A 16,422-nucleotide genomic window follows, 5' to 3' on the forward strand; every position below is an offset into this window, starting at 1 on the left:
CCTGATCTTCTGGCCCGAAGCCGCCATCCCCGCCTATCTCGACCTGGAACCGGACTGGCGCGCGCGCCTCGCATCGCTGCTCGGCCCGGGCGACCTCCTCATGACTGGCGCGACCAAGGTCTATTTCAAGCAGGTGGCAAAGGGCGGCGTCATCGAAAACGCCCTCGCCGGGGCGAACAACAGCCTCTGGATCGTCACCCCCGGCGCCGGGCTGCTCGGCCGGTACGACAAGTCGCACCTCGTCCCCTATGGCGAATATCTGCCGATGCGCCAGATTCTCCAGCCCATCGGCCTGTCCCGCCTCGTTCCCGGAGACGTCGACTACTGGCCCGGCCCCGGTCCCCAAAGCCTGACCCTGCCCGCGACCCTGGGCCGCCCCGAACTCAAAATGGGCGTCCAGATCTGCTATGAGATCATCTTCTCCGGGCAGGTGGTGGATGAAGCCCATCGCCCCGCCTTCCTATTCAACCCCTCCAACGATGCCTGGTTCGGCAGCTGGGGTCCGGTCCAGCATCTGGCGCAGGCCCGCCTCCGCGCGCTGGAGGAAGGCCTGCCCATCATCCGCTCCACCCCCACCGGCATCTCCGCCGTGGTCGACGCCCGCGGCCATGTCCTCAGCAGCATCGGCCATCACCGCGCCGGCTTCCTCGACACCGCGCTGCCTCCGTCCCTGCCGCCGACGCTCTTCTCCCGCCTCGGCAACCGGGCGCCATTCGTCTTCCTGATCCTGCTCGTCGCGCTGGCCATTGCCACCCGCGGAACGACCCGCTAATAGCCACATAAACTTTTCTTTATGTCGCCTCATGCCCAAGCGTGCTAACGGGAGTCCCATGCGCAACAATTATCTCTTCACCTCGGAATCGGTTTCCGAAGGCCATCCCGACAAGGTCGCGGACCAGATTTCCGACGCCATCGTCGACCTGTTCCTGTCGAAAGATCCTGAAGCCCGCATCGCCTGCGAAACGCTGACCACGACCCAGCTCGTGGTTCTGGCGGGCGAAATCCGCTGCAAGGGCGTCTATGAAAATGGCGCATGGGCACCCGGCGCGCAGGAAGAGATCGAACGCGCCGTCCGCGAAACGGTAAAGCGCATCGGCTATGAGCAGGACGGCTTCCACTGGGAAAGCCTGCGCTTTGAAAACAACCTCCACGCCCAGTCCGCGCATATCGCGCAGGGCGTCGACGCCGCCGGCAACAAGGATGAAGGCGCCGGCGACCAGGGCATCATGTTCGGGTTCGCCTGCGATGAAACCCCCGACCTCATGCCCGCCACGCTGGATTACAGCCACAAGATCCTGGCGAAGATGGCCGCTGACCGTCACAGCGGCCGCGCACCCTTCCTGGAACCCGACGCCAAGAGCCAGGTGACCCTGCGCTTCGAAAACGGCAAGCCCGCCGCCGCCACCGCCATCGTCGTCTCGACCCAACACGCGCCGGGCTATGACGAAGGCGCGAAGGAAGCGGAACTCAAAAATTACGTGAAGGGCGTCGTGGCGGAAATCCTGCCCGCCAACCTGCTTTCGGACGAAACCGTCTATCACATCAATCCGACCGGCAGCTTCGAAATCGGCGGGCCTGACGGCGACGCCGGCCTCACCGGCCGCAAGATCATCGTCGACACCTATGGCGGCGCTTCGCCCCATGGCGGCGGCGCGTTCAGCGGCAAGGACCCGACCAAGGTCGACCGCTCGGCGGCCTATATCACCCGCTATCTTGCCAAGAACATCGTGGCCGCCGGCCTTGCCCGCCGCTGCACGATCCAGCTCGCTTATGCCATCGGCGTGTCGGAGCCGCTTTCGCTCTATGTCGACACCCACGGCACCGGCACGATCGGCGACGACCGGATCGAGCAGGCGATCAAGGACATCAAGGAACTGGGCGGCCTGACCCCGCGCGGCATCCGCACCCATCTTGGCCTCAACAAGCCGATCTACCAGCCGTCGGCCGCCTATGGCCATTTCGGCCGTAAGGCCGAAGGCGACTTCTTCCCCTGGGAACGCACCGATCTGGTGGAAAAGCTCAAGGCCGCCATCGCCTGATGCCCATCCCTCCCCTCCCGCTTGCGGGAGGGGGGGAACGGCCGCCCCCCATGGCGGCAACATGACGAAAAGTTCATTGGCTTCAGCCCCGGAAAACGCCCATAAGCAGGGCGTCGGACCCGCACCCCTGTCGGGTCCGGCAACTCCCTCTCTTGAAAGGGACATGCGATGACTTCAGCGTTCCGGAAGCTGACCTCCGCCCTTCTCGGCCTTGCCCTCCTGGCCGGCAGCGCCGCTCCGGCCCTCGCCGCCCCCTGCAAGGACGCCAAGGGCAAGTTCGTGAAATGCCCGCCCAAGCCGGTCGTCAAGAAAGGCCCGTGCAAGGATGCCAAGGGCCGCTTCACCAAATGCAGATAAGCTGAACCGAGCTTCCCCCTTTCCTCCAGCATGGCCCAGCGCCGCAAGCCCCGGCGCTGTGGCTCCCTGCCTCCTGCCCCCGGCACCCATCTCCTCAACAACGGGGGCAGGAGGCACCCCATCATCCCCGCTTGCCCCGATCGCAGCCGCCCGCTATCGGCGCGGCCATGACAGCACATGATTCTGGGCATGATTCCGGGCACGAATCCGGGGATAAATCCGGACATCAATCCGGCGACCCCACCACGCTCAACCGCCTTTACGGCCGCCAGTCCGGGCACAAGCTGCGCGCGGGCCAGCAGGAACTGGTCGACACGCTGCTGCTCGCCCTCTCCGTTCCGGAAGAAGGGGAGATCACGGCGGCGAACCTGTTCGGTTACGATCGCCCGCTGCATTTCGAAATCGGCTTTGGCGGCGGCGAACATCTCGCCTATCGCGCCGACCTGCTGCCCGACCATGGCTTCATCGGCTGCGAACCCTTTCTGAACGGCGTCGTCACCGCGCTTGGCCATGTTCGCGACCAGGCACTGGGCAACATCCGCCTCCATATGGGCGACGCCTTGTCGGTCCTGCGCCGCATCCCAGACGGCGCGCTCAGCTTCGTCTATCTCCTCCATCCCGATCCCTGGCCCAAGGCGCGCCACGCCAAGCGCCGCATGATGAACCCCGGTCCGGTCGCGATGATCGCGAAGAAGCTGAAACCCGGCGGCGAATTCCGCTTCGGCACCGATCACCCGATCTATCTGCGCTGGGCATTGATGGTGATGAACGGCCATCCCGATTTCGAATGGCTGGCGAGCGAGCCAAGAAATTTCCAGCTCCGTCCCGGCGGCTGGCCCGAAACCCGCTACGAAGCCAAGGCTCGCCGCCTCGGCCACGAAGTCTGGTATATGACCTATCGGCGCCGATAATGCGCTAAAGCCCTAATTTCCCGCCCCCCTACGCTAAGCTACTATAGTAAAAAGCAAATTTACTTTCCTCGGTGATTATCTCGTGATTACAATTTGCGAGGGAGACATGAGGTTTTTACCTTGTACCAGTCCCATTTTAGAATGGTGCTTGGAAAAGCCGATCGTAAGCTCGTGATTGTAAAAATTCGCAGCTCAGAGGAATTGGCTGAGACGGAGACAGCGTGAAAGAAGGCCTGTTCCCGGTAGCGTCGTGGACCCGCCGGTGAGGGCGTTGCGCCGGTGATTAGCCGAGATCAACATTCAAGGCGAAATCCCAGGTGCCGGCGCCGTTTTTGGCCAGGCCGATCATCATCAGGCCGAGCGCCTCGAGTGTCTGGGCCATCTGAAGGCCGCCGACATCAAACGGACGCAGCCCGAGACTTTCAAGAAAGGTGGAGATCCGCGCCTTCGCCTCTGCATCGTCGGCTGCGATGAACGCGTCGAGGCGCTCACCCTTGGCGAGGACATGACCGAAGATGGTGTTGAAGGCTTTTACGACATGTGCGCCGGCGGGGAGGCCCTTGGCGATCTCCTGCGCACCGGAGCTGCCGGGGGGGCTGACGAGGCCCGAAAGGTCGGGGGCGACCGGGTTGGTAATGTCGATAATCACCTTGCCGTCGAGCGCGTCCCCATAATCGGCCACCACCGACGCTGCACTGGTGTACGGCACGGCAAGGATGACGATGTCTCCCCCCAGCGCGGCGCCATAGGTCCCTATGGTCGCTCCCGCTCCGAGTTGGTCGGCCAGCGACTGCGCCTTGGAAGCGTCGCGGCTGGCCACCTCGACGGTGTGTCCGGCCTTGGCGATACGGCCGGCGACTGCCGTGGCCATACCTCCTGCGCCGATGATGCTGATAGTACTCATATGCAGTCTCCTGAAGAGTTGGCGTTTTGCTCGTGGTTGCGGTGGGCAAGGACGCGGCGATCGCGAGATTTCTGTCCACCGGACTCGTTGCGATCCAGCTTCCTATGGTCGTCTCATCAGCCGGCAGGGAAGTAATGGCCGTTGTCCAGATCGGCGAGCAGGCCAGGTTGCTTAGGTTCCCAGCCCAGGGTCTGGCGCGTGATTGCGCTCGACGCGGGGGTGTCCAACGTGACCAGATTCGCGAGGAACCCGAAGAAACCCGGCCCCATCAGCACGTCCGCGGGAATGGGCACGGCCGGCAGGTTCAAACGGCTGCCGATGGCCTCGGCGATCTCGCGGAACGGTATCCCCTCGTCGGCAACCGCGTGCCAATTTCTGCCGGCTTGGCCCTTCTCCAGCGCCAGGCGGAACAAGGAGGCGAGGTCGCGGGCGTGTACTGCCGCCCACCGGTTCGAGCCGTCGCCGGGGAAGCCGACAACGCCCTTCTCCTTCGCGAGCCCGATCAGGGTCGGGAGGAAGCCGGCTTTATCGGACGTGCTGTGCATGATTTCAGGAATTCGCACGATCGAAGACCGCACGCCCCGCTCCGCGAGACCGGTTACCGTGAGCTCCACGATGTTGCGAGCCCGCAGGGAACCCTTGTAGGCATCGCCAGCGGGGGGAAGGGCCTGGTCCTCCTCGGTCGCCGGTCGGCCCAGGAAGTGTGGTCTTGGGGCCGGCCAGCCTTCGTTCGTGGGCGAACCAATGCTCCCCGACACGACCAGCGGCTTTCCGGTGCCGGCTAGTGCCTCGCCGTACGCGAGCATAATCTGGAGTTCGGCGGCGGCAACGGCGTCGATCCCGCCGGACGGAAGCAGGTCTTGCCTGTGCGCGACGTGAATGACGCCGTCCGAGTCCGCGGCCGCCGCCTTGAGCCCGTCGAGATCCTCAAGGCTGCCGCGACGCGCCGTCGCCCCGAGCGCGGACACCGCCGCCGCGGCCGAGTCCGACCGGGCCAGGGCTATGACCTCGTGGCCGGCTGCGATGAGGTCGGAAATGACGTACGGACCGGAATGACCGGTCCCGCCAGCAACGAAAACGCGCATATTATTGCTCCCTTTGAATGATGGGGTGTGAGACGTGGTGGGCGGGCGCGCTCAGCCGCGAAAGCTGATGCCGAGTGCGAAGTTGGTGTGCTTTACGGAGTGGGTGAGGAGACCCAGCGTAAGCATGCAGGCGTGCTCCAGCGTGCGCGCCATGAACAGCTGCCCGGCATCCATGGGGCGCAGCCCGAGGCTCTCGACGAACGCGGAGACGCGCGCCTTCGCGTACGCGTCGTCCCCGGCGAGGAAGATGTCCAGTGGATTGCCCTCGACCGGACCGGCAACCAGAACGTGTGAGAACTGGGTGTTGAACGCCTTGACGATAACCGCATTGGCCGGGGCGACCTTGGCGATCTCCTGCGCGCCGAAACTATTCTCAGGGCTCAAGAACCCCGAGAAGTCGGATTTGATGGGATTGGCGATGTCGACGAGGAGCTTGCCCGCCAGCTTGTCGCCATACTGCTTCACCACGTCGAGAACGGCGGAGTAAGGAACCGCCAGAATGACGATGTCCCCGGCGGGAACGGCACCGAAGGTTCCTGTCTTCGCGCCGGCTCCGATCTGCTCGGCCAGCGCCTGCGCCCTGGTGGCATCGCGACTCATTACCTCGACGGTGTGTCCGGCCCTGGCGGCAAGGCCGCCGATCGCTGCGGCCATACCGCCTGATCCGATGATGCTGATAGTACTCATGTCCGTTCCTTGTGGGCTGTGGAGCAGTGCCTCTGTTGTCCTTTGCATAAAGGCGATATATCTAATGGATCACCGATCCACATATATGGATCACCGATCCACTTATCAAGGCAGTCCATGCGGGCCGACGCTAAAAAAAATCACAGCCACATCCTCGCGGTCGCGCGCGAGGTTATCACCGAGCATGGTGCCGATGCGTCGATGCGGGATATCTCCCGTCGCGCCGGTGTCGGATTGGCCACGCTGCTCCGTCATTTCCCGACACGAGAAGCCTTGTTTGAAGCGTTACTGTGTACGAATCTGGACGCACTGACGCAGAAGGCAGATGTACTCGAAACGTCGAATTCACCTGACGAAGCGCTCGTGTCCTGGTTTCGCGAATGGGTGGCATTTACCCAAAGCTATAAGGGGGTGGTCGCCTTGATGGCGGCGGCCCACACAAACCCGGACTCCGCGCTTTATGCTTCCTGTGCAGCGGTACATTCGGCCAGCGCGCGGCTGTTGCTGCGTGCCCAGGCCGACGGTACGGCGCGCACCGACATGAATGGGGATGATTTGTTCGGCCTGATGGCGGCGCTCGGCTGGGTCGTCGACCTACCCTCATTCGCGACACGCGCCGATCATCTCTTTCACATCATCGCGAGCGCCATTCTGACAAATCCGTCGAGGAACATTGCCGAAAGGGCAGCGTGTTGAACCAGATCGCCGATCGGAGCGCCCGAGGTCATCCCCCGCTCCTCGACATCCAAGATGGATAACGATGTCGGCGACGCTGTCGGCGATTCATGAGGGTCCTGCAGGTTACGCCCTCTGCGGCGGGATAAGTCATATCCGAAGTGATAATTTGCCTTGATGCCACGCGGACCGTTGACTTGTATATTTCGACACCATTAGAAAAACACGCCAGCGCCAAGGTGCCGCTTACCGTCACCGGCAAGGTCGACAAGTTGGCGGGGGGCACGCTGATACAGGCCGACAGGCCTGAAGCTGGAGATTTATGATGGTTGGGGTCCGGACAAGAAGCAGGGAGCAGTGCTCCTTTCCTTCGACAATATGGGTGAGGCCGCCGATCTGGAAACGGGCGTTTGGCCAGAGGACGAGCCTGTAGGCCGCCACAAATCGGTCCATGAGACATTACCGTTCCTTTTGGGCACTCTGGCAGAATATGGCTTGCGAGCTACGTTCTTCCTCGAAGCCTGGAATGTGGATCACTATCCCGAGGCGGTGCGCTCGATTGCCAATGCCGGCCATGAGATCGGCAACCACGGTTACCGCCACGAAAGTTGGTTTGCCCTACCCGAAGACCGGCAGATCGCTACGCTCCGGCTCGCGCATTAACGATTTGCGAGCATAGGCGTGCAACCGCGTGGATTTCGGCCTCCCGGCGGAATCAGCTCCGCCGCGACGGAAGCGCTGATGGCCGAACTGGGTTATGCCTATATTTCGCCGGTACGCGGGGGTTTTGGCGTTCAAAACGGCTTGGCTGTCCTGCCCACCCGTCCGGAATACGCGGACGTGAGTTATTACGCAAAGGCGTTCCGCCCATTCCGCGATCCCGCCGCCAGAGGCACGACCAACAGTGCCGTTTTTGTCGATGCCCGTGGAAGGATGTTGGACAATATTGTCGAACATGGTGGCATTCAGTCACCGATTTGCCATGTGACAACGCCGCTCGATAGCATCGAGCGCCGTGATGCGTTTCGTCGGATCGTCGAGATGACGATAGCAGACGATCACCTCTGGCATCCGACCTGCGTTGAAGCCGCCGAGTGGATGCTAAAGCACGATATGCCTGAAATACTGGACAGCGGCTTTGATCATTGGGATCCGCGGTATTCTTCAAGGGCGCGCTGCTGGCGGAGTGATGTTGCCTAGAGCCTGCTTGCGCCCGGTGTTGCGCAGCAGATTATCGCGCAGCCTGATGACGCTCTTCTGCACGACAGAGAACTCGTCACCCAAGCCGCAAGCTTCGATCAGTGCCTCACCAGGATCGTTCTCGAGCAGGCGCCGGCCGGCTGCGGTCAGGCTCACCCTCACCTGCCGCTCATCGGCGGGGTCGCGGATGCGGCTGATATAGCCGCTCTGCTCCAGCTTTTTGAGGATCGGCGTCAGCGTGTTGGATTCCAGGAACAGTTTCTCGCCGAGCGCGCCGACGGTCTGGTCGCCCTGCTCCGACAGGGCAACCATCGCGATATATTGGGTGTAGGTCAGGCCAACCGCGTCCAGAATCGGCTTGTAGGCACGGCCCACGGCCAGATTGGCCGAATAGACCGCAAAGCACAGGAAATTTGAGAGTGTTCGGTCTTTGGCTTCGGCCTTTGGGGAACGGGTCATGAATCCCTCCAGAGTTTGTGGTCATCGCCTGTATAAATCTCATCCGCTTAAATCGGAAGTGCTTGACCTGCTCCATTTGCGGGTTTATTTGAAGCGTATTCGATTAAAGCGTGCACGATTAATATGTAGGAGAGCAGAGATCTCGATGAGCACCGACGAGAATGTCCAAATCGTGAAGGATTTTTTTGCGGCAATCGGCCGCGGCGACAAGCAAGGCCTGTTGGCGTTGGCTGCCGAAGATATCGAGTGGATTCTTCCCGGAAAGGATTGGCCGCTGGCCGGCACGCGCCGCGGGCACGCGGGTTTGGAGGATCATTTTCAGGCCCATGAAGATGGGGTGGAAACTTCCTTCATAGAGACTCGCGAATTCATAGCGCAGGGAGACCGGGTAATGGTCGTCGGCTACGCTCGTGGGAAAATCCTGGCCACGAACAAGGCGTTCGAGGATGATTGGGTCTTCGCCATTACCGTTCGAGACGGCAAGATCACATGTATTCGGGAGTATATTGACACACAGGCGCTTGCGGAAGCCTCCAGGATATCGTGAGCCCAGGCACTGGCATGTCGAGACCATTTCCGCACGAAGAGGCTGGTAAAGCCTCCCCTGCGTCGAGCAGCGACAATGCCTTCTGAACCGTAAAAATGTGCCACACTCGTTCCGAAGGTTTAGGCACGGCCCCTGGTCTCGGCACGAACAGGTTCGCGAGCTCACCGCGTGAATTCACCAGCGCGCACGAAGGAGCTGGAAACATGATCGACATTTATACGGATGCGACGGCAAACGGCCAGAAGGTCTCGATCGCCCTCGAAGAAATGGGTCTCGACTACAACGTCCACCGGATTTGGCTCGGCGGCGAGCAGCTGACCTCCGAATTCACGGCGCTCAACCCCAACAACAAGATTCCGGTACTGGTCGATGATGGCCTCGTAGTCACCGAATCCGGCGCCATCCTGATCTATCTTGCTGAAAAGACAGGTAAATTCCTGCCAAAAGACCCGAAAGGACGGATCAGGACAATTGAGATGGTATTTAACCAGATGTCCTCACTCGGGCCGATGCTCGGGCAGCTTTTCGTGTTCCGCGGCTCTTGGGAGAACAAGGCGCCCGAGGTCAGCAATCGTTATTTCGTAGAAGTCAGCCGTATCTATGCCGTGCTGAACAAGCGCCTTGAAGGGCAACTATACATGGCCGGCGACGAATATACCGTCGCCGACATGGCATTCCTGCCCTGGATCCGCAACGGCTCGATCGTCCCGTTCACGTCCGATCTGCCGCTTAGGACGAACCCAAACCTGGCCGCATGGCTGGAGCGCGTACTCGCCCGCCCGGCGGTTCAGAAGGGTCTGACCATCCCCGCCCCGTTCCCGGAGGACAAGCATATGGAAGCCTTCTTCAGCGCAACCGTGGGCGTCGGGACCCTGCACAATGCTTGATCGACACGCTGCTCGGCTTGCGCCACGCAAACGTGGCAGCACCCAATGAAATTGGAGAAACTGCTGTGAACAAAACCATGAAGATCGGCCCCGAATCTGGGAGAGACGCTTTGGCAGATATGACAGCACTCACAATCACGCCATCGCGTGAGAAAGCCGCGCAGCGGCGGCTACGCCAGGCGAAGACCGACGTCATGCAATATTTCCACAACGCCTACCGTGTCGCCGACATGGAGCGCACCCAGCACTTCTACGAGGACGTGATCGGCGTCCCGCTCATCGGATGCGAAGTCGTGGACGTCGATCCCATCGACAATTCGCCCTCGCACTATATTCATACCTTCTTCGAACTCGCCGACGGCAGCTACCTGGCGTTCTTCCAGTACAACAACGACAAATATCCCTATTTCGAGCGCAAGCCCAGCTACATGGACCATTGCGCCGTCACCGTCCGGGACGACGAGACCTTTTGGGCGACCGTCGAGCGGGTGAAGGCCGAGAACATCCCGTACTTCCTCGTCGAGCATCCCAACTGCACCTCGGCCTACATCACCGAGCCTGACGGCGGCTGGTTCGAGATCGCTCGTCCCGCGCCCTTCTGCGCCGATACAATGGAGCAGGATGACGCCCACGAGGTCCTCGCCAAATGGCTGGCCGAGCACGGGGACAGACAGAGAGTCGTTGCCTGGGGAGAGCATGAATGAACGTACGGGCCAAAGAGTTCGAGGACGGTCAGTCGGACCAGCTGGTCCTCATCTCGAAGATCAGTGGCCACCGAGCCTTCGCTATCCAGGACCTCATCAAATAACGGCCATGCATCCAACGCCTGAGAAAGGCACGTCGGCTTACGGCGAAGCTGCAACCCTCACCGGACGATCATGATGAACGAGAGCAACAAGCGGGAACGCCGCGGCCGTCCGGCTAAGCTTACCAACCAGCAAATTCTCGATGCTGCGGTTACCATCGGACTGCCGAACCTCACCCTCGGCGGGGTTGCCAAGGCGCTCGGAGTCTCCCTCGCGGCCCTTTATAAGTATTTCAAGGATCGGGACGAACTTGCTGAGTTTGTCGCGAACACCATTATCGTCGATTATCCGCTTTCGCCTGATGGCACGGGCGACTGGTTTCATTGGGCTCACACTTTCGCCTACTCGCAGCGGTCCATCTACGAGAGGTTCCCCGGCCTGGCACAAGTGGCTGTGCAGCGTACGATTAATGCGGCCATCCCGCGTCTGGAGCAGTCGGTACGGCTCGCCCTGAAATCCGGCTTTGATGAAAAGACGGCCTGGTGGGCCACGCGAGCGATCCAGGAATTTGTCTTCTCCTGGTATCATAGAGTGGAGATTCGCGAAGCGCTTACCGGGCGTACCGGGAAAAGCTGTCAAATGTCGCTCAGGCGTGTCGTGCGGGAATTTCCACCAGGGGAAGCGCCGTTGATGCGGTCTATCTCGACGAAGCGCATGGAAGAATCGGAAGATGAGAGATTCGAGTTCAACTTGCGCGCGCTCCTTGCGGGCATAGCGGCAATGCGAACGGCCAATCCGATCCCTATGCCCGTCGAGAAAGGCGTGGCCGGCCTCCGGAAATCGAGGGCGCGACTCGCCAACAAGTAAACAGTGCCAACTAAACGCGTTTTTCAGCCTTTGGCTTCAGCCTTTTGGGAACGGGTCATGGCTTCCCCGGGCGTTGTAGCCGCTGCCGATATAAATCTCATCCTATTAAATCGGAAGCGCTTGACCTGCCCCGGCCGCGAGATTATTTATAACGTATGCGATTAAAACGGATACGGCCAATTTTCAGAAAATAGAGAAACCTCGATGAACTGGAGAGGATATCCAGATCGTGAAGGATTTTTTGCGGCAACCGGTCATGGCGAAAAAGCAAGGCCTGCTGGGAAGATAAAGAATAAAGTTGGACAGAGGAGGGATTATGAAACGAGCATTTTCTATTTGCTGCGCGAGTTCCGCAGCATTGTCGGTCGCCATGCCGGCTCTGGCTCAGTCGGTTCCACCGACCACACAGGCTTCGCAGGATCAGGGAATCGGTGACATCATCGTGACTGCGCAGAAGCGCAGCGAGCGACTCAACGACGTGCCGCTCTCGATCACGGCGGCCTCTGGCGAGCAGTTGAAAAGCGCTGGCGTGGTGGCTCCGGAAGATCTCGTTAAAGTAGTGCCGGGTTTTTCCTACACGCGAACCTTGTGGGGCGCGCCGTCGTTCATCATCCGCGGTGTCGGCGTGACCGACAGTTCGCTGGGCATCACCCCCGCAGTAAGCGTATATGTGGATCAGGTGCCTTTGCCTTATCTCGTCGAAGCGTCGGGGGCCGCTTTCGATCTCGAACGCGTCGAGGTGCTGAAAGGGCCGCAGGGCACGCTGTTCGGGCAGAACTCGACGGGCGGGGCGGTCAATTTCATCGCGGCAAAGCCGACCAATGATTTCCAGGCTGGCGGCAGCTTCACTTACGGGCGCTTCAATCAGGCTGACATCGAAGCTTTTGTCAGCGGACCGATAACCAGCACACTACGCGGCCGCCTTGCGGTACGGCATGAGTCGCGCGATGGCTGGCAGGTCAGCCAGACGCGCCCCGACGACCGCCTCGGGGTTCGGGATTTCACCCAGGCACGGGCGTTGCTCGACTGGGACGCGAGCGATACCCTGAAATTCGAACTCAACGTCAACGGCTGGCGCGATAGAAGCGAAACCCAGGCGCAGCAATTTCAAGAGCTGTCGCCACAGTCTCCTGCTGCGGTAGGTGGCGCCACCGAGTTCGTTACGGCGGCTGCGGCCATCTACACGCAGCCGGCGGCCAGAAACCCGCGTCTGGCGGACTGGGGTGTCCAGCTTCAACCCGGCTTGCCCGCGGTCTATCTGGGGGCGGTTCCGAGTTCCGATCTGCACAAGGACAATAGTTTCGTACAGGTTTCGCTAAAGGGCGAAGTTCAGCTGGCGGACGCAATAAGTTTGACGTCGATCTCGGCATATTCACACTACAAGCAGGATAGCCCGCTCGACACCGATGCGACCCAGTTCTGGGGTATCAACTTCCGCATTACCGGCGACATCGAAAATATGTTCCAGGAGCTGCGTCTGGCCGGCGACATGGACAAGTTCAAGTGGATGGTCGGTGGCAATTATTCCCATGACTCGGTGGACGAAACCGAACGTTACGATCTCGCTGGCAGCAATTCCACCCTTATAGGGGTACGCTTTACCGCCGGGCAGCAGGATATGTCGCAGCGGGTCAACACCGTCTCGGCATTTGGTGACGTGCAATATGAAATCCTGCCTGATCTGACGGCGCAAGGTTCGGCTCGCTACACAAAATACGAGGACAATTTCCACGGCTGTCTACGCGATCCGGGGAACGGTCTGTGGGCAGCGGCGATTCAGGCGCTTGCAAACAACGTTCTTGGAGCCAATCCCCCGGTTGCCCTTCAGGCTGGCCAGTGCATAACGCTAGTGCCGTCGCCGCCAACCTTTGCGGTGCCGGCCACAATCAGGAAGTCGCTCAAGCAGAACAATATTTCGTGGCGAGCCGGTCTGAGCTGGAAGGTTTCGCCCGATAACATGGTCTACGCCAATGTTACTCGCGGCTATAAGTCCGGGGGCTTCCCCGGCGTTGTGGCCATCGTCTCGGACCAGTTCAATCCCATCGGACAGGAGTCGGTCCTTGCCTATGAAGCTGGCTTCAAGATTGCTCTCGCAGATCGCATGATACAGCTCAATGGTGCGGGCTTTTACTATGATTACAAGAACAAGCAGCTGGTAGGCATCGTGCCCAATGCGGCGATCGGTCCGACACTGGCGCTTGTCTCAATTCCAAAATCACGCATTTCTGGTTTTGAACTCGATGCGACGGTTCGCCCGACAAGGGAGCTCAGACTCAGCGCCGCGGCGACCTATGTCAATTCCAAGGTGGTGTCTTCATTCCTGCTCCCCAACCCTCGCGGAGCCCAGGTCGATGTTCGCGGCGAGCAGTTACCTACGACGCCGAAGTGGCAGCTACAGGGCGGTGTAGATTATACCGTCCCGATGTCGTCGGCGATTGACTTCCGTCTTGGTGCGAGCGCCCGCTATCAGACCTCGTCGAATGCGACATTCGGCAACGATCCGGACTATGTGATCCATAGCTATACGGTTGTGGATGCCTTCGCGGAAATCGAAAGCTCCACTGGCAAGTGGTCCGCGCAAGTCTGGGGCCGAAACCTGTTCAACAAATATTATCTGACGGCAATCCTTCGAGGCGGAGATACGATCAGTCGGTCGACCGGAATGGGGGCGACCTACGGAATTACCTTAAGCTACAAATACTGAGCCTGCCGCGCCGGCGCGATCTCGTCCACGGACAAGGTCGCGCCGGCCGAGCGCCGTCCCGCCGCCATCTGAAAAGCGAAGGGATACAGGCATGATCGCGGCGAGATTGTCGTCGTCGAATGATGCGATCAGCTTCAGCGTCTGCGGAATGCGCGCCAGATCAGCATTCAGCCGCGTGCGCCAGGCGCTGCCGCCTTGATAGGTGAGAGCCGCGAAATCGACATTGGGGCAATTGTCGATCCAGTCGGCGATTGCCTTGCCGCCCGGCCGCCGAAAAGTCTCGTGCTGCAGCTTGCCGTATTTGAGTGTGATCACCCGCCAGCCGCACGTCCGGAAAATGTCGTCGAAACGGTTGAACATGCGATCCGCAGTGGTGGCGTCGAGTGACTGCCGATTATAGTCGACGATCCACCAGCAATTACGGATGTCGTGCTTGTAACCCTCGATCAGCGCCTCGTAGATATTGCCCTCATCGAGCTCCGCGTCGCCCATGAGCGCGATCATCCGCCCCGTATCAGCCTCGACAAGCTGGCCATGCGCTACCAGATAGTCCTGGACCAGGCTGGCAAAGGCGGTGATCGCTACACCCAGGCCCACCGAGCCGGTGGAGAAGTCGACGGGTATCATGTCCTTGGTCTGGCTCGGATAGCTTTGCGCGCCACCCAGACCGCGAAAGCGCTGAAGTTGGTCGAGGCTCTGATTGCCGAGCAGATAGTGAATCGCGTGCAACACCGGCCCGGCGTGCGGCTTGACCGCGACCTTGTCATTGGGTCCGAGCGCATGGAAATATAGCGCGGTCATGATCGTGCTGATCGACGCGCAACTCGCCTGATGGCCGCCGACCTTCAGCCCGTCGCGGCTGTCGCGCAAGTGATTGGCATTGTGAATCATCCACGACGAAAGCCACCGCAGGCGCTCGTCCAGCAAGGAGAGATTGGCGATGGTGGCGGCCCGGCGTTCTTCAAGTGCAATCATATAGAATTCCTGCCGCCGCATCGCCGCTGATTGCTCGATCCATCTCGCTGCCGCGACACCAAATCGAGAAGCCTCGTCTCACACGATAGAGCGATTCAAATTCAGCTGTTAGCCGTGGCGGTGCCGATGATGTCGAGATAGCTCTCTGGATCCGTGTCTCCCTCGGTCCCGAACAGCAGGACGACGCTGTCAGTCGTCAAACCAAGCTCGGATCGCAGCTTTCCGTCGCTATCCTCCATCACCGCGAGAAGCGCCCCCGCTCCGGCGCCGCCTGCTTCGCCGATGGTGAGCGCGGGATCAGCGCCGACCGGATTTGCCAGCCGCCGCATCGCTTCGAATGATTCCGCATCGTCGATCGCGAGAAAATCATCGGCGCCCTTTCTCAGGATTTTTAGCGCATTCAGAGAGGGCTTACCCGCTGCGAGACCATACATCCGCGTGTTATGGGCGCCTTCGACGATCACAAGCTTATCACTCTCCACGCTGCGGTAGAGGCAGTTTGCTTCCTTGGATTCGACAATAATGAACCTGGGACGCTGACGTCCCCACGCCTGCCAGAAGTGTGAACACATGGCCGCGCCGATTCCGCCAACGCCGGCCTGTACGAACACGTGCGTCGGGAGGACTCCCGCCGGAAGCTGGCCTACGATCTCGTCGGCTATAAGCTGGTAGCCATGCATGACATCGCGCGGCGTATCTTCGTGACCCTCGTAGGAGGTGTCCGATATGATATACCAGCCGTTCTTCTTCGCATCCGCTTCGACCGCCTTGACGGCCAGATCATAGTTCCCCTCGATCCGCACAACATTTGCCCCAAGTTGCTGCAGCGCATCGACACGCCCTGGACTTGTCTGCAACGGCACATAGATATTGCATCGGCACCCGAACGACTTGGCGGCGAAAGCGACGGAACGGCCATGATTTCCGGTCGTGGCACATGCCACGGTGACGGTTTCGATGACGTCTGCGTAAACACCATTTAGGATGTCGCTTACGGGTATTTCCGCCGCGCCGGTGGTGTCCCGCAATCTTTCTGCAAGCAGGCGGTAGATGGCATAAGCTCCGCCCACTCCCTTGAGAGCCTTCAGTCCAAATCTCGTGCTTTCGTCCTTCAGGAAAATGCGGCCGACTCCAATGGATTTTGCCAGGCCTTCGAGTTCGCGCAGAGGAGTTGGGTTGTACCAAGGCAACTGCCGAATGATTTTTTTGGCATCCTCGGCGCCTTGCTCGTTCAATACTGACTGCAGCTCATCGTCATAAGGAGCGGACGGGTTCGCATTGGGGTTATGAAAGTGAAGGATTGGAGCGTTTCCTGCCGACGAGGAAGATGTTAGGGGCGATGGCATATATTTTTACTTTCCTTTTTCATAACACTGCTC

Annotated in this window: 18 protein-coding genes and 1 pseudogene; 13 read left to right on the forward strand and 6 right to left on the reverse strand. The window is 60.3% G+C overall.

Annotation, left to right across the window (positions count from 1 at the left end; genetic code table 11):
* The 4 genes from lnt to RUH75_RS08720 form a co-directional block, all read left to right on the forward strand.
* A partial coding sequence (gene lnt, locus RUH75_RS08705) for an apolipoprotein N-acyltransferase (RefSeq protein WP_313804545.1) occupies positions 1–772 on the forward strand: 772 nt, incomplete at its 5' end.
* A 58-nt stretch (positions 773–830) separates the two neighbouring features.
* Positions 831–2,039 (forward strand): methionine adenosyltransferase, encoded by a 1,209-nt coding sequence (metK, locus tag RUH75_RS08710; protein ID WP_313804548.1) that lies wholly within the window; start codon positions 831–833, stop codon positions 2,037–2,039.
* A gap of 168 nt (positions 2,040–2,207) precedes the next feature.
* Positions 2,208–2,396, forward strand: a complete 189-nt coding sequence (locus RUH75_RS08715; protein ID WP_313804551.1) for a hypothetical protein — start codon at positions 2,208–2,210, stop codon at positions 2,394–2,396.
* Between the two features lie 167 nt (positions 2,397–2,563).
* The gene (locus tag RUH75_RS08720; protein ID WP_313804554.1) at positions 2,564–3,307 is read left to right on the forward strand and encodes a tRNA (guanine(46)-N(7))-methyltransferase TrmB; all 744 of its coding nucleotides are present in this window, start codon (positions 2,564–2,566) and stop codon (positions 3,305–3,307) included.
* A 283-nt stretch (positions 3,308–3,590) separates the two neighbouring features.
* On the opposite strand, the gene RUH75_RS08725 is transcribed toward RUH75_RS08720, so the two are convergent.
* Genes RUH75_RS08725 through RUH75_RS08735 form a run of 3 tightly spaced genes read right to left on the reverse strand, consistent with a single transcriptional unit; the run spans position 3,591 to position 5,983 of the window.
* A complete protein-coding gene (locus tag RUH75_RS08725) occupies positions 3,591–4,280 on the reverse strand; it encodes an NADPH-dependent F420 reductase (protein ID WP_313804731.1) in 690 nt (229 codons plus the stop codon).
* A 47-nt stretch (positions 4,281–4,327) separates the two neighbouring features.
* Entirely contained in the window at positions 4,328–5,296 is a 969-nt protein-coding gene (locus RUH75_RS08730; RefSeq protein WP_313804557.1) for an SDR family oxidoreductase, read from the reverse strand.
* Between the two features lie 51 nt (positions 5,297–5,347).
* Positions 5,348–5,983, reverse strand: coding sequence for an NAD(P)-binding domain-containing protein (locus RUH75_RS08735; protein ID WP_313804559.1), 636 nt, complete (start codon positions 5,981–5,983; stop codon positions 5,348–5,350).
* A 117-nt stretch (positions 5,984–6,100) separates the two neighbouring features.
* Here RUH75_RS08735 and RUH75_RS08740 point away from each other — a divergent pair, with 117 nt between their 5' ends.
* The 4 genes from RUH75_RS08740 to RUH75_RS08755 all read left to right on the forward strand — a co-directional run bounded on the left by RUH75_RS08740 (position 6,101) and on the right by RUH75_RS08755 (position 7,858).
* On the forward strand, positions 6,101–6,679 hold the full coding sequence (locus tag RUH75_RS08740; protein WP_313804561.1) for a helix-turn-helix domain-containing protein: 579 nt from the start codon (positions 6,101–6,103) through the stop codon (positions 6,677–6,679).
* Between the two features lie 176 nt (positions 6,680–6,855).
* Positions 6,856–6,984 carry a hypothetical protein gene (locus RUH75_RS08745; protein ID WP_313804564.1) on the forward strand — a complete coding sequence of 43 codons (129 nt, stop codon included), beginning with the start codon at positions 6,856–6,858 and terminating at the stop codon, positions 6,982–6,984.
* 31 nt (positions 6,985–7,015) lie between these two features.
* Positions 7,016–7,321, forward strand: a complete 306-nt coding sequence (locus RUH75_RS08750; RefSeq protein ID WP_409592343.1) for a polysaccharide deacetylase family protein — start codon at positions 7,016–7,018, stop codon at positions 7,319–7,321.
* A gap of 78 nt (positions 7,322–7,399) precedes the next feature.
* Entirely contained in the window at positions 7,400–7,858 is a 459-nt protein-coding gene (locus tag RUH75_RS08755) for a hypothetical protein (protein ID WP_313804567.1), read from the forward strand.
* Here RUH75_RS08755 and RUH75_RS08760 read toward each other — a convergent pair.
* The gene (locus RUH75_RS08760; RefSeq protein WP_313804570.1) at positions 7,823–8,317 is read right to left on the reverse strand and encodes a MarR family transcriptional regulator; all 495 of its coding nucleotides are present in this window, start codon (positions 8,315–8,317) and stop codon (positions 7,823–7,825) included. The genes RUH75_RS08755 and RUH75_RS08760 overlap by 36 nt on opposite strands.
* 145 nt (positions 8,318–8,462) lie before the next feature.
* Between RUH75_RS08760 and RUH75_RS08765 the strand changes: the two genes are divergently transcribed.
* The 5 genes from RUH75_RS08765 (at position 8,463) to RUH75_RS08785 (ending at position 14,068) form a co-directional block, all read left to right on the forward strand.
* Positions 8,463–8,864, forward strand: coding sequence for a nuclear transport factor 2 family protein (locus RUH75_RS08765; protein WP_313804573.1), 402 nt, complete (start codon positions 8,463–8,465; stop codon positions 8,862–8,864).
* Positions 8,865–9,067: 203 nt separating this feature from the next.
* Positions 9,068–9,751 carry a glutathione S-transferase N-terminal domain-containing protein gene (locus RUH75_RS08770; protein ID WP_313804576.1) on the forward strand — a complete coding sequence of 228 codons (684 nt, stop codon included), beginning with the start codon at positions 9,068–9,070 and terminating at the stop codon, positions 9,749–9,751.
* Entirely contained in the window at positions 9,748–10,455 is a 708-nt protein-coding gene (locus tag RUH75_RS08775) for a VOC family protein (protein ID WP_313804579.1), read from the forward strand. Before RUH75_RS08770 ends, RUH75_RS08775 begins: the two co-directional genes overlap by 4 nt.
* Positions 10,456–10,632: 177 nt before the next feature.
* Complete coding sequence (locus RUH75_RS08780) at positions 10,633–11,364, forward strand: TetR/AcrR family transcriptional regulator (protein WP_313804582.1); 732 nt, start codon at positions 10,633–10,635, stop codon at positions 11,362–11,364.
* A gap of 316 nt (positions 11,365–11,680) precedes the next feature.
* Positions 11,681–14,068 (forward strand): TonB-dependent receptor, encoded by a 2,388-nt coding sequence (locus tag RUH75_RS08785; protein ID WP_313804585.1) that lies wholly within the window; start codon positions 11,681–11,683, stop codon positions 14,066–14,068.
* A gap of 90 nt (positions 14,069–14,158) precedes the next feature.
* On the opposite strand, the pseudogene RUH75_RS08790 reads toward RUH75_RS08785, so the two are convergent.
* Positions 14,159–15,043, reverse strand: a pseudogene (locus RUH75_RS08790) (transketolase); the annotation flags it as partial.
* Between the two features lie 101 nt (positions 15,044–15,144).
* Complete coding sequence (locus RUH75_RS08795; RefSeq protein WP_313804588.1) at positions 15,145–16,389, reverse strand: diaminopropionate ammonia-lyase; 1,245 nt, start codon at positions 16,387–16,389, stop codon at positions 15,145–15,147.
* Positions 16,390–16,422 lie beyond the last annotated feature (33 nt).

Origin of the sequence: Sphingobium sp. (assembly GCF_032153725.1) — a bacterium.
In the GTDB taxonomy this organism is placed as follows: domain Bacteria; phylum Pseudomonadota; class Alphaproteobacteria; order Sphingomonadales; family Sphingomonadaceae; genus Sphingobium.